Consider the following 13,242-nt stretch of genomic DNA (forward strand, 5'->3'; position numbering starts at 1 on the left):
ACTGTTATACTATAACCTCTGGTGTCGGAAAGGCCGTTCATGCAGACGAAGCGCGACGTGATGGAGCGGATCGGCTTCACCGAAGCCACCGACCGCCTGCTGCAGCGGGCAGACGGCATCTGTGTCAGCCGCGGATCCCGGCTGACCGAGTTGCGGCGACAGGTATTGGGGCTGGTGCTGGACAGCGACACGCCGGTGGGCGCGTACGACCTGCTCGAGCGGCTACGCTCGGCGCACAAGGGTGCGGCGCCACCGACGGTGTATCGGGCGCTCGATTTCCTGCTCGAGCAGGGCCTGGTGCACAAGGTGGAGCGACTTTCCGCCTTCGTCGGCTGCGTGCACGCGTCGGAGCCCGACGACGTCCATTCCGGTCATGACCATGAGCATCACCATGCGGCACAGTTCCTGATCTGCACGCGCTGCAGCCGGACCGTGGAACTCGAGGACGATGATGTGGCCTCGGCACTCGGCGTCGCGGCTGCCGGCGTCGGCTTCCGGCCGGCCCGATCGACCGTCGAAGTCGAGGGACTGTGTGCGATGTGCCAGGCCGGTTGACCCGATGGCACCGGCACCCATAGACCTCGGCCTTGTGCAGGTCCCAGGCCCAACATGAATGCGAGCGATACGACCGAAAGCGGCAGGATCCGGGTGCGGTCATGCGGCCTGACCAGCCCGCTCACCAACCGGCCTGTGTTCCGGATCGAGGACCAGCATGGCCGGGTGCTCCGACGCATCACCAGCGCCCGGGGTCCGGAGGAAGCCGCGGCCCACTACTGGCGCATGATGGGCGCAGATGCAAAGTTCGCTCCCGCCATGCCAGAGCAGCCCACCGACGCCTCACTGGGCCGCCTGTTGAGCCATCGGGTAGATGCCGTGCGGAAGTCGGGTAGCCGCCGGGCCGCCCTGCAGACGCACGAGTTGCCGCTCCCGGAGGTCATGCCGGCCGCACAAGGACCGGTGGACGCGGATCCGCCGCAGCACCAAGCGGCGCCTGCCAGCCGAACCGCGACGGCCACCCGGCGCCGGATCCCGAAACCGGAACCGCAGCCCGAGGACCTGTTCCGCGCAGCCTCCCCCAATCCTGAACCGCCGCCTGAGGCAGACGATCAGGCTCCGCCGGCGGCCGAGCCTATGGTGGCAGAACCCGAGCCATCAGCAGGGCCCGAGCCAATCGACCCGCGCAACTCGGAACCCAAGCCGGAGCCCGAGCCGGAGCCGGAACCTGAACCCGAGCCCGAGCCGGAACCTGAACCTGAACCCAAGCCGGAACCTGAGCTGCAGGGCCCGTATCAGCTCGATCCTGGGGTGGTGATGCTGCAGCAGGTCGATCACCGGAATCTGCGTCCAACCGACCGGACCGACGCGTACCTGTATCACGTGACCAACCGCGGCGAGGCGAACACCGCGCTGGAGAATGGCCTGGTGGTGAGCGCGCAGGACCCGATCATCCTCACCGAGCGTCCGGGGGTCGCCTATTGGCTGTCGGTGCTGGCGGAGGACTTCGATTTCATCCTCGACGGACCGGCGGATTTCGTCGTGCTCAGGATGCGCCGGTTCGCCATCGAGGCACTGCTGGAGCCGGATCCGCATGCATCGCGGAGTGCCGGCTGTGCCTGCTACCTGCTGACCGGCGGCCCTGCCAGGGGTCGGGATGCGTCACTCAAGGTCTGAGCTCCAGGTGTCCAGACCGGAACGGTAGCGGCGGGGTGCAGGCCGAGCGGTGAGACCGGCCCCGACGGGATGAACGTGCCGGCATACAGCGCCAGCACCCCGGCCACATCGACATCGACCGCGACCGATTGTGACGCATGGGCATCCCACGCACCGAGCGGGAACGCCGAATGCTCCGGCTTCTGGATCGTCTGGCCCGATGCGATGCCGCCGCAGACGACCCGCACGGGGCCGCGTCGCAATGTGAACAGGCCGGGCTCCAGCACGTAGGCGACGGCCAGGCTGTCATGCGCGAAGACACCGTCGATCCGGCGGGTGCGTTGGTGGAACGCGTGATAGCTGCGGGTGACGTCCCACAGGAACTGGCCGTCCTCGCCGCCTGCCTGCCTGAGGCAGTCGAGGTAGGCCGAGTCCATCACCACCTGCTGGGTGACATCGAGGCCGATGATGGTGACCGGCCAGGTTGCGGTGAACACCGCCTCGGCAGCCTCCGGATCATTGGCGATGTTCGCCTCGGCCACCGGCGAGACGTTGCCGGTGTGACCGTGGATGCCGAATGCGCCACCCATCACCACCACGCCCTGGACCAACCGGGCGATCTCGGGATCCTTGTCGAGGGCGCGGGCGAGGTTGGTCAGCGGGCCGACCGCGATGATGGTGACCTCATGCGGATGCGCGCGCACCAGGTCGATCATCATGCGGTGACCGCGGCGGTCGTCCAGATCGGTGGGGTCGGTGTCGGCAACGGAGATGTCGCCGAGCCCGTTGCGGCCATGCACATGCGAGGCGCCCTGGCCCTGGCGGTTGAGCAGGGTGACGCCGGAGCCCTTCGCCACCGGTGCCTTGAAGCCGAAGCGTTGCTTCAGATGCAGGGCGTTGCGGGTGACGGTGTCGATGTCGGCGTTGCCGTGCACGGTGGTGACGCCGAGCAGCTCGAGCTCGGGGCGGCGGGTCAGCAGGCAGAGGGCCATCGCATCGTCGACGCCGGGATCGGTGTCAAAGATCACCTTGCGCATCACTCGGCCCCGCCTGTTCGGAACAGGGGAGCAAATACCGCGCGAGCGCCGAATGCAACAGCGTCGTGCAGGAGTTGGCAGGCAGGTTGGCGCTATTCGGCGACCCAGCCATCGGCCTTGAGCACGACACCTGCCAGATACAGGCTGCCGCACACCAGGACCCGTCCCGGCCGCGGGTCGGCGGTCACCAGGCGGGCCAGTGCTTCGGCGACGGTCGGTCCGGGCCTGGCGACGCCTCCGGAAGCCTCGATGATGGCTGCGACCGGAAGCGCCAGATGCTGGGCAGGTTCCGACACCGCCCATATCGTGTCGGCTACCCCCAGAAGCGGTGCCAGGAAGCCGGCCGGGTCCTTGCTCTGCTTCATGCCGACCAGGAGATGCACCGGCCGATCCGACCAGCTCCGCAACGTGTCGGCCAGCGCCAGGCCGGCACCGGGATTGTGGCCGCCATCGAGCCAGAGCTCCCAGTCGGATGGAAGGGTGGCAGCCAGCCGGCCGTGCAGGCGCTGCATCCGCGCCGGCCAGGTGGTGCGCGCGATGCCGGCAAAGGCGGTCACCGGCAGTGCCAGTCCGGAGGCGCGCAACGTCGCCACCGCGAGCCCGGCATTGTCGATCTGGTGTGGCCCGTCCAGGCCGGGTAGAGGCAGCGCGACAGTTCCGTGAGCGTCGCGATAGAGCAGCGGGGCATCGCTCCCGGGGGGTGCCGGTTCGATGCTCCAGTCGCGGTCACGCAGCAACAGCGGTGCCTGTTGCCGGGCCGCCTCCGCCTCGATCTCGGCCAGCGCTTCCGGTGGCTGCCTGCCGGTCACCACCGGCCGACCCGGCTTGATGATGCCGGCCTTTTCGTGGGCGATACCGGGGAGGGTGTCGCCGAGGAAGGCCTCGTGATCCATCGACAGCGACGCGATCGCGCAGGCGGCCGGAGCGGTCAGCACATTGGTGGCGTCATAGCGGCCGCCGAGCCCGACCTCGATCACCGCCAGGTCGGCCGGCGTCTCGGCGAACAGCAGGAAGGCGCAGGCGGTCAACACCTCGAACACGGTGATCGGCGAGCCTGCGTTGACCGCCTCGATGCGCTCCAGGGTCGCCACCAGCACGGGTTCACTGACCAGCCGGCCGGCGACCCGGAAGCGCTCGGTCACGTCGACCAAATGCGGGCTGGTGGTGGCATGCACGACCAGCCCGGCGGCCTCGGCGATGGCGCGGATGTTCGCGCAGGTGCTGCCCTTGCCGTTGGTGCCGGCGACGTGGATCACCGGCGGCAACCGCCGCTCGGGGTGATCCAGCTTGGCCAGAAGCGCCTCGAGCCGGCCGAGGCTGAGGTCGATGAGCGCCGGATAAAGACGCTGCAGACGCTCCAGCACGACCCCGCTGCGCCCAGTGAACTCCGGCAGCGGCGCCGGATGTTGCTGGCTAGGCGGCGTGCTCGAGGACATCGCGGGTTCCGAGCAGCGAGATCAACCGGCCGAGCGTCTCGCGCATCTCGCCGCGCTTGACGACCATGTCGAGCATGCCGTGGTCCAGCAGGAACTCCGAGCGCTGGAAGCCGTCCGGCAGCGTCTCGCGCACGGTCTGCTCGATCACCCGGGGACCTGCGAAGCCGATCAGCGCGTTCGGCTCGGCGATCTGGATGTCGCCCAGCATCGCGAAACTCGCGGTCACGCCGCCGGTGGTCGGGTTGGTCATCACGACGATGTAAGGGAGGCCCGCATCCTTCACCATCTGCACCGCGATGGTGGTACGCGGCATCTGCATCAGGCTGATCATGCCCTCCTGCATCCGGGCGCCGCCGGATGCGGTGAACACCACGAGCGGCGCCTGCTGCAGCACCGCGAGGCGTGCCGCTGCGACGATGCCTTCACCGAGAGCCGCGCCCATCGTGCCGGCCATGAACTCGTAGGCCATCACCGCGACGACGGCCTTGTTGCCGGTGATGGTGCCATGCGCGACCACGAGCGCCTCGTCGAGGTGGGTCTTGGCGCGATGCTCCTTCAGCCGGTCGGTGTATTTCTTCTGGTCGCGGAAGCCGAGCGGATCGGTCGGCGCCTTGGGCAGCTCGATGCGGGTGAACTTGCCATCGTCGAAGCTCCAGGCCAGGCGGTCATTGACCAGGGCGCGCATGTGATGGCCGCAATGCGGGCACACGTTCAGCGACTTCTGCAGGTCCTTGGAGAAGATCATCTGGTTGCAGGCGTCGCACTGCGTCCAGAGATTGTCCGGTACGTCGCGCTTGCCGAGCAGGTTCCGGATCTTCGGGCGGACATAGGTGGTCAGCCAGCTCATGCGACGCGCTCCTTCTGTTCCACGCGCGCCGATCGGACGCCGGCCGCGAGCGTCCTGACCTGGTCGAGCACCCGGGTGACGGTGTCTGCGGTGGCGCGACCATGCTCGTCCAGGCTGTTCGCCAAGGTCTCGATCAGGGCCGAGGCGACCACCGCGGCGTCGGCCACGCGGACTGCGTTTGCCGCCTGCGCCGGGGTGCGGATGCCGAACCCGATCGCCACCGGCAGGTCGGTCACGCGGCGCAGTCCCGGCAGCGCCAGCGCCAGGTCAGCCTCCGAGGCGGTGCGGGTGCCGGTCACGCCGGTGATGCTGACATAGTAGATGAAGCCGGAGCTGCCGGAGAGCACCTTCGGCAGCCGGACGGCATCGGTGGTCGGCGCCACCAGCCGGATGATGTCGAGACCATGCTCGCTGGCGTGGCTTTCCAGCAGGTCGGCCTCCTCGGAGGGCAGGTCGACGATGATCAGCCCGTCCACCCCGGCCGCGGCCGCATCGGCGCAGAACCGCGCCGGGCCGTAGCTGTCGACCGGATTGAGATAGCCCATCAGGATGATCGGGGTGTCCTGGTCGTGCTCACGGAAGCCCGCGACCATCGCCAAGGTCTTCGGCAGGGTGGCGCCGGCGATCAGGCCGCGACGGGCCGCTGCCTGGATGATCGGGCCATCGGCCATCGGATCGGTGAACGGCACGCCGATCTCGATCAGGTCGGCACCGGCTCCCGGCATGCCGCGCAGGATCGCCGCCGCCGTCTCGAGGTCGGGGTCGCCGGCCTCGAGGAACGGGATCAGCGCGCCACGGCCGGCCTGTTTCAGTGCGGCAAAGCGTGCGGCGATGCGGCTCAAAGCTTCACACCCAGATGCTCCGCCACGGTGAAGATGTCCTTGTCGCCGCGACCGGACAGATTCATCAGGATGATCTGGTCGGGGCGCATGGTGGGTGCGAGCTTCGCCACATACGACAGCGCGTGGGCGCATTCGAGCGCCGGGATGATGCCCTCGGTGCGGGTGCAGAGCTGGAACGCGGCCAGCGCCTCGTCGTCGGTGATGCCGACATATTCGGCGCGGCCGATGTCGTGCAGCCAGGAGTGCTCTGGCCCGATGCCGGGATAATCGAGGCCGGCGCTGATCGAATGCGCCTCCTGGATCTGGCCGTGCTCGTCCTGCAGCAGGTATGTGCGATTGCCGTGCAGCACGCCTGGCCGGCCGCGGCTGATGCTGGCCGCCTGCTCGCCGCTGTCGAGACCACGCCCGGCTGCCTCGACGCCGATCAGCCGTACGTCCGGCTCGTCGAGGAAGGGGTGGAAGATACCCATCGCGTTGGAGCCACCACCGACCGAGGCCACCACCGCGTCCGGCAGGCGGCCCTCGGCCTCCTGCATCTGGGCGCGCGCCTCCTCGCCGATGACGCACTGGAAGTCGCGCACCATCGCAGGGTACGGATGCGGTCCGGCAACGGTGCCGATCAGGTAGTAGGTGTCGAGGATGTTCGCGGTCCAGTCGCGCATCGCCTCGTTCATCGCGTCCTTGAGCGTGCCGGCGCCGGTCTTGACCGCGTGCACCTCGGCGCCCAGCAGCCGCATCCGGAACACGTTCGGCTTCTGCCGCTCGACGTCGGTGGCGCCCATATAGACGACGCATTTCAGCCCGAAGAGGGCACACACGGTCGCGGTGGCGACGCCATGCTGGCCGGCGCCGGTCTCCGCGATGATGCGTGTCCGGCCCATCCGACGGGCCAGCAGGATCTGGCCCATGACGTTGTTGAGCTTGTGCGAGCCGGTGTGGTTCAGCTCCTCGCGCTTCAGGTAGATGCGCGCGCCACCGAGCTCGGCGGTCAGGCGACGGGCGAACCAGAGCGGGCTCGGACGGCCGACATAGTCCTTCAGATAGTAGTCGAGCTCGCGACGGAATTCCGGGTCGACCTTTGCCGCCTCGTAGGCCTGGTCGAGCTCCAGGATCAGCGGCATGAGGGTCTCTGCAACGAACCGGCCGCCGAAGATGCCGAAGCGGCCGCGGTCGTCCGGTCCGGTCCGCAGGCTGTTGGGCCGCAGGTGCTCGCTCCGCTCTGCAAGCTGGACCGAGAGCGGCACGGGTGTCGCAGTCGAGGGGCGGTCTGTCGTCGCGATCTGGGGCGGGTTCAACGCTTCATCTCCGGAACGGCGCCTTCCTAGCGCAGGGGTCGCGCAAGGTCACGCCTCACAGATAGGGTGCTCACACATGGGGAGCCCATGCCGTCATGGTTTGACATGATTTCCGGGGCATCGATTATTCGGTGTGATCCGAGCCAGGAGTGTTCATGTTTCTCGCCCACCCATCCGGTCGCCCGCCGGTCGCCGTGACCTCGGAGGCGGAGAGCGACGAGGCGGCCTGGCTCGACCTGCTCAATCCGACCGACGACGAGCGTGCCCTGGCCGAGAGGCTGACCGGCCTGCGCGTGCCCACCCGCATGGACGTCGAGGAGATCGAGAGCTCGAGCAGGGTCTATATGGAGGGGCAGACGTTTTACCTGTCGACGCCGCTGGTCAGGCGCGGCGACGGCCTGGCCTTCACCTCGCCACTGGGCTTCGTGCTGAGCGCCGACCGGCTGGTCACGATCCGCTACACCGACTTCCCGGTGTTCGAGACGATCAGCGGTCGCCTTGCCAAGAACCCCGACCCGCATGGCAGCGAGGACACCATGGTGATGCTGCTGGAGGGCTTCATCGATCGGATCGCCGACCTGCTGGAGGGTTCGGGACACGAGCTCGACGAGCTTTCGGCCCGGATCTTCCGGTCGGTCGAGCCAGGAGACGGCACCAGCCACGACCGGCTGTTGCGGGAACTGCTGCAGAAGATCGGCAAGGAGGCGAAACTCGCCTCATCGATCCGCGACAGCCTGCTCGGGCTGCAACGGATCATCCTCTACATCAGCGACAATGCCGACCGGCCCTGCCGCGAGCCCCTCGCGGCGCGGCTGCATCTGCTGGCGAAAGACATCTCCTCGCTCAACGACTATGACAGCCAGATCAACAACAAGGTGCAATTCCTGCTCGATGCCACGCTCGGCTTCATCAACATCGAGCAGAACAATGGCATCAAGATCCTGACGGTGGTCAGCATCGTCGGCATCCCGCCAACCCTGATCGCCAGCATCTACGGCATGAACTTCAAGGACATCCCGGAGTTGAACTGGAGCTTCGGCTACTGGTACGCCCTTGGTCTGATGGCCTTCACCATCGTGGCTCCGATGATCTGGTTCTGGCGCAAGGGCTGGCTGGGCGGCAAATGAGAGACCGAACGATGCCTGGCGCGAGACCGTCGATGCTGAAGGCGCTACTGATGCTGCCGGCGACATGCGCGCCTGTCGTTGCCGCTGCAGCTCCGCTTACACCTCCCAACCCGGTTGCCGCGATGCATCGGATTGCGGCCGAGCCGTTCCGGTATGGTGGCGACGTCCAGGGCAGCGTGCCTGAGCTCGCTCAACCGGTGGATCAGCCGCCGCTGCATCTTTCGATCGGGCTGTCGGCGCCTGCAGCGGACGGTTCGATTGCCGGCGAGGCAATCCTGTTCACGTCCGACCGCCACCTGGTCGCCGAAGGTCCGGTGTCGGGGCGGATCATGCCGGGACTGACCAGCGGCACAGCCGGCTGCAGCCTGCGCCTGGCACTTCCGACCCAGGATGTGTCGCTGTCCGGCATCTGTACTGCCGATACCTTGTCCGGTGAGATCGTCTCCGCTCCACACCATGTCGCGTTGTTCACTCGCCTTGCGTCATGGTGGGGTGATCGCGCGGTAGCCGGCCGCTACTGGCTGACACCAGCTTCATTCGACCCGCCGAACTGACTCGTTTGCACCTTCTTGACGCACGCCGTCACGGCCCGTATCTTTCGCTTGTCCTGACAGCCTGCCTGGCTGCTTCCTGGATCCCTCCACTCGGAATGATGTCGGTCTGGCCTGCACGGGACTATCCCCCGTTGCGACGACATTAGGTTTCCCTGCCCGCTCGGCAGCCAGCCCGTTCCCCCTCCCTCTGCACGCTCTGCTCCATTTTCGAGGCGTCCCATGCACCTCGCCGAACTCAAGGCAAAGACTCCCTCGGATCTGCTCTCCTACGCGGAGTCGCTGCAGATCGAGAACGCGTCCTCCCTGCGCAAGCAGGACATGATGTTTGCGATTCTCAAGAACCTGGCTGAGAACGATCAGGAGATCCACGGCGAAGGCACGCTGGAGATCCTCTCCGACGGCTTTGGCTATCTCCGGTCGCCCGGTGCGAACTTCCTGCCCGGACCCGACGACATCTACGTGTCGCCGAGCCAGGTACGGCGGTTCGGGCTGCGCACCGGCGACACCGTCGAGGGCCAGATCCGGGCACCGAAGGACGGCGAGCGATATTTCGCGCTGCTCAAGCTCAACACGATCAATTTTGAGCCGCCGGATGCCGTGAAGCATCGGATCAACTTCGATAACCTGACGCCGCTCTATCCCGACCGTCGCCTGAAGATGGAGAGCGAGAACGCTGCCGTCACGGCCAAGGGTCAGACCAAGGACTTCACCCCGCGGGTGATCGACCTGGTATCGCCGATCGGCATGGGCCAGCGCGCGCTGATCGTGGCGCCGCCGCGTACCGGCAAGACGGTCATGCTGCAGAGCATCGCTACCGCCATCTCGCAGAACCATCCCGAGGTGTTCCTGATCGTGCTGCTCATTGACGAGCGGCCCGAGGAGGTCACCGACATGGCCCGCACGGTGAAGGGCGAGGTCGTGTCCTCGACCTTCGACGAGCCGGCGACCCGCCATGTACAGGTGACCGAGATGGTGCTGGAGAAGGCCAAGCGGCTGGTCGAGCACAAGCGCGACGTGGTGATCCTGCTGGATTCGATCACCAGGCTGGCACGTGCCTACAACACCGTTGTGCCGTCCTCCGGCAAGGTGCTGACCGGCGGCGTCGATGCCAACGCGCTGCAGCGGCCGAAGCGCTTCTTCGGTGCGGCCCGCAACATCGAGGAAGGCGGCTCGCTGACCATCATCGCGACGGCGCTGATCGATACCGGCAGCCGTATGGACGAGGTGATCTTCGAGGAGTTCAAGGGCACCGGTAACTCGGAGCTGATCCTCGACCGCAAGCTGTCGGACAAACGTACCTTCCCGGCGATCGACGTGACCAAGAGCGGCACCCGCAAGGAGGAGCTGCTGGTCGACAAGGCGTCGCTCTCGAAGATGTGGGTGCTGCGCCGGATCCTGCAGCCGATGGGCACGATGGACGCGATGGATTTCCTGCTCGACAAGCTGAAATACAGCAAGACGAACCAGGACTTCTTCGACGCGATGAATACCTGAGCGTAGGCCCTGGGACTCCAGGGCCTGCTGTTCGGTGTGCTGCGGCGACAATCAGTCCGGCAGCAGGATTGTGCTGCCGGTCGTTGTCCGGGCCTCAAGAGCACGGTGTGCCTCGGCAGCCGCCGATAACGGGAAGCTCTGGCCGATCCTGATCTTTACGGCACCGCTCGCGACCACGCCGAACAGCTCCTTCGATGCACTGACCAACTGCTCACGCCTGCCAATGAACGTCGTGAGCTTCGGTCGCGTCACATACAGGCTGCCTCGCGCCGCCAGCAGGCTTAGCGATACTCCTGTCACCTCACCGGAAGCGTTGCCGTAGCTGACGAGAAGCCCGCGTGGCGCCAGGCAGTCCAGACTGCTGATGAAGCTGTCCTTTCCAACGCTGTCATAGACGACAGGTACCATGGCGCCACCGGTAATGCGCTTGATTTTTGCCGGCACGTCGTCCAGCCCGACGATCGTGTGTGCTGCGCCAAACTCCCGCGCAAGCTCGGCTTTCTCCTCGGTCGAGGTGATGCCGATCACGATCGCGCCGAGATGCGCCGCCCATTGGCACATCATCAGCCCCATCCCGCCAGCCGCGGCGTGTACCAGAATGGTGTCACCCGGTTGCAGCACCCGGACCTGACGCAGCAGCGCCTGCACCGTCAGGCCACGCAACATCATTCCCGCCGCTGTCTGCGTGTCGATCGAGTCCGGAAGCTGCACCACGAGGTCTGCAGCCAATGCGCGGTGCCTGGTGTAGGCGCCGAGTTGGGCAGGATACGCCACGCGGTCTCCCGGCTTGAGGGAGGTTACCTCGGCGCCTACGGTCTCCACGACCCCCGCGGCCTCCATCCCGATCACGGCAGGCAGCGTCGGCAACTTGTAGAGACCGCTGCGAAAGTAGATGTCGATGAAGTTGAGGCCGATCGCCTCCTGTCGGATCAGCACCTCGTTCGCAGAGGGCACCGGAACAGGCACATCGTCCAGGCGAAGGACTTCAGGACCACCGTAGGCGTGAACGCGGACAGCCTTGGTCATACGCGTTGATCCCCGTGCACCGGTTCGGCGCCGACTTCCGCACCCGACCCGCGTTCCAGGCTCAGCAGGAAGCGTTTGGTCTGCAGACCGCCTTCCATGGAAAAACCCCCGATGTGGGTCGCGGCGACCACCCGATGGCACGGGATCAGGATCGGCAGCGGGTTGACGCGGTTCGCCTGTCCGACGGAACGTGCAGAGCCCCCAGCACGCTGCGCGAGTTCAGCGTAGGTACGGGTCTCCCCGAACGGGATCTCCGCCAGCGCAGCCCATACGCGACGTCGATAGGGTGTGGAGGATACCGGTGACAGCGGGAGCGTGAAACGTGTCAGCTCGCCGTCGAAATAGCTGTTCAGCTGGTTACGAGCCTCGCACAGCAGGACGGTCTCCTGCTGGTCGCGGCCCCAGCCCCAGTCCAGTGCCACCAGTGCATCGTCTTCCTGCGTCAAGGTCAGGGAGCCGAGCGGAGAATGCAGTGACAGTTGTGGCAAGCGCGCCGGCCTCCGGAAGCGGTACAGGGTCCAGAAGCAGACCATCGCAACGCCGGACGGGGTGGTGTCAAGCCTATCCTGTTCGGCCCGAATGGAATGGCGCATCGTGATGAGCGACACGACCATCTTCGCGCGCGCGAGCGGCGCCGGTCGTGCCGCGATCGCCATCATCCGGATCAGCGGGAGGTTGTGCGGACCGATCCTGGACCAGCTGGGCGGCGATCGGCCCCCGCCACGTCGCGCGGTCCTGCGCGGGCTCCACGCGCCTGCCGCCGATGGTTGCGGAGAGCTGCTCGACCGGGCGCTGGTGCTGTGGTTCCCCTCACCACGGAGCTACACCGGAGAGGATTGTGCCGAGCTGCATCTGCATGCAGGGCCGGCGGTCGTGGAGGCGGTGTCCGCAGCTCTTGTGGCCCTCGGCGCGAGGCCTGCCGAACCTGGGGAATTCACCCGCCGGGCGTTCGCGAATGGCCGGCTGGATCTGCTTGAGGCTGAGGGAATTGCCGATCTCATAGAGGCGGAAACGCAAGCGCAACGCAGGCAGGCCCTGCGACAGGCGGATGGTGCGCTGAGCGCGCTCTACAATGACTGGGCGGCCCGACTGCGTCATCTGCTGGCGCACCAGGAGGCGCTGATCGACTTCCCGGACGAGGATCTGCCGCCGGAGGTCGAGACCACGCTCGTCCACGACCTCGCCCGGTTGCTCGACGAGATGCGGACGCATCTGGCGCAGGGGGAGCCGGCGCAGCGCATCCGGTCCGGACTGTTCATCGCCGTGATCGGGCGCCCGAATGTCGGGAAGTCCAGCCTGGTCAACCGGCTCGCCGGACACGAGGCGGCGATCGTCTCGGAATGGGCTGGCACCACGCGTGATGCGATCGAGGTGCGGCTGGTGCTCCGAGGGATCCCGGTGACACTCGTGGATACTGCGGGGCTCCGGGACGCGCTGGACCCGCTCGAGGCGGAGGGCGTTCGTCGGGCGAGGCGGCATGCCGACCATGCCGACCTGGTGCTCGACGTGGCGACGGATGTTTCAGCAGTCGGGCGGCAGGGGGCGGGCGTGCTGCGGGTCTGGAACAAGGTGGATCTGGCGCCTGCACCGGTCGGGTGGCTTGGGGTCAGCGCCAGGACCGGTGAAGGTATGGAGACCCTGGAAGCCATGCTGGCGGATGCCGTCGCGGGCCTGACGGAGACCGGAGCGGGGCCACCGCTGACCCGTGCGCGACATCGGGCCGGCATAGAGGAGGCTGCATCCCATCTTGCGGCTGCGGGATCCCTCGATCTTGCAGAACTCCGGGGAGAGGCGCTGCGACTGGCGATGCAGGCACTCGGGCGACTGACCGGCACCATCGGCGTGGAGGATCTGCTAGACAGCGTCTTCGGACAATTCTGCATCGGCAAATAGCCGGACCTCACAATATCGGTCTTTGGCAGCAGGGGATGGCC

General features: G+C 66.9%; 13 protein-coding genes. 6 read left to right on the top strand and 7 right to left on the bottom strand.

Annotated elements, in window-relative coordinates:
• Positions 1–39 precede the first annotated feature (39 nt).
• The gene (locus ACOEQ2_RS09260; protein ID WP_419731076.1) at positions 40–555 is read left to right on the top strand and encodes a transcriptional repressor; all 516 of its coding nucleotides are present in this window, start codon (positions 40–42) and stop codon (positions 553–555) included.
• A 750-nt stretch (positions 556–1,305) separates the two neighbouring features.
• Positions 1,306–1,671 (top strand): hypothetical protein, encoded by a 366-nt coding sequence (locus ACOEQ2_RS09265; protein WP_419731077.1) that lies wholly within the window; start codon positions 1,306–1,308, stop codon positions 1,669–1,671.
• Here ACOEQ2_RS09265 and ACOEQ2_RS09270 read toward each other — a convergent pair.
• From ACOEQ2_RS09270 to trpB, 5 genes are all read right to left on the bottom strand, one after another.
• Positions 1,617–2,687 (bottom strand): nucleoside hydrolase, encoded by a 1,071-nt coding sequence (locus ACOEQ2_RS09270; protein ID WP_419731078.1) that lies wholly within the window; start codon positions 2,685–2,687, stop codon positions 1,617–1,619. The two genes, ACOEQ2_RS09265 and ACOEQ2_RS09270, sit on opposite strands and share 55 nt — an antisense overlap.
• Before the next feature lie 92 nt (positions 2,688–2,779).
• Entirely contained in the window at positions 2,780–4,123 is a 1,344-nt protein-coding gene (locus ACOEQ2_RS09275; protein ID WP_419731079.1) for a bifunctional folylpolyglutamate synthase/dihydrofolate synthase, read from the bottom strand.
• Positions 4,101–4,970, bottom strand: a complete 870-nt coding sequence (gene accD / locus ACOEQ2_RS09280) for an acetyl-CoA carboxylase, carboxyltransferase subunit beta (RefSeq protein ID WP_419731080.1) — start codon at positions 4,968–4,970, stop codon at positions 4,101–4,103. The genes ACOEQ2_RS09275 and accD overlap by 23 nt, the downstream gene beginning before the upstream one ends.
• Positions 4,967–5,812, bottom strand: coding sequence for a tryptophan synthase subunit alpha (gene trpA / locus ACOEQ2_RS09285; RefSeq protein WP_419731081.1), 846 nt, complete (start codon positions 5,810–5,812; stop codon positions 4,967–4,969). The genes accD and trpA overlap by 4 nt, the downstream gene beginning before the upstream one ends.
• Positions 5,809–7,056: a tryptophan synthase subunit beta gene (gene trpB, locus ACOEQ2_RS09290; RefSeq protein ID WP_419731183.1), complete on the bottom strand. Its 1,248-nt coding sequence runs from the start codon at positions 7,054–7,056 to the stop codon at positions 5,809–5,811. The genes trpA and trpB overlap by 4 nt, the downstream gene beginning before the upstream one ends.
• A 206-nt stretch (positions 7,057–7,262) precedes the next feature.
• On the opposite strand from trpB, the gene ACOEQ2_RS09295 reads away from it, so the two are divergent.
• From ACOEQ2_RS09295 to rho, 3 genes are all read left to right on the top strand, one after another.
• Positions 7,263–8,234, top strand: coding sequence for a magnesium transporter CorA family protein (locus tag ACOEQ2_RS09295; protein ID WP_419731082.1), 972 nt, complete (start codon positions 7,263–7,265; stop codon positions 8,232–8,234).
• A gap of 11 nt (positions 8,235–8,245) precedes the next feature.
• Positions 8,246–8,788 (top strand): hypothetical protein, encoded by a 543-nt coding sequence (locus ACOEQ2_RS09300; RefSeq protein WP_419731083.1) that lies wholly within the window; start codon positions 8,246–8,248, stop codon positions 8,786–8,788.
• Positions 8,789–9,007: 219 nt separating this feature from the next.
• On the top strand, positions 9,008–10,282 hold the full coding sequence (rho, locus tag ACOEQ2_RS09305) for a transcription termination factor Rho (RefSeq protein WP_419731084.1): 1,275 nt from the start codon (positions 9,008–9,010) through the stop codon (positions 10,280–10,282).
• Between the two features lie 51 nt (positions 10,283–10,333).
• Here the strand turns inward: rho and ACOEQ2_RS09310 are convergent, their stop codons facing one another.
• Positions 10,334–11,308, bottom strand: coding sequence for a quinone oxidoreductase family protein (locus ACOEQ2_RS09310; RefSeq protein ID WP_419731085.1), 975 nt, complete (start codon positions 11,306–11,308; stop codon positions 10,334–10,336).
• On the bottom strand, positions 11,305–11,916 hold the full coding sequence (locus ACOEQ2_RS09315) for a methylated-DNA--[protein]-cysteine S-methyltransferase (protein WP_419731086.1): 612 nt from the start codon (positions 11,914–11,916) through the stop codon (positions 11,305–11,307). Before ACOEQ2_RS09315 ends, ACOEQ2_RS09310 begins: the two co-directional genes overlap by 4 nt.
• Between ACOEQ2_RS09315 and mnmE the strand changes: the two genes are divergently transcribed.
• A complete protein-coding gene (mnmE, locus tag ACOEQ2_RS09320; RefSeq protein WP_419731184.1) occupies positions 11,900–13,201 on the top strand; it encodes a tRNA uridine-5-carboxymethylaminomethyl(34) synthesis GTPase MnmE in 1,302 nt (433 codons plus the stop codon). The two genes, ACOEQ2_RS09315 and mnmE, sit on opposite strands and share 17 nt — an antisense overlap.
• The last annotated feature ends 41 nt before the right edge of the window (positions 13,202–13,242 follow it).

It is taken from the genome of Lichenicola sp. (genome assembly GCF_965198575.1).
GTDB lineage: Bacteria > Pseudomonadota > Alphaproteobacteria > Acetobacterales > Acetobacteraceae > Lichenicola.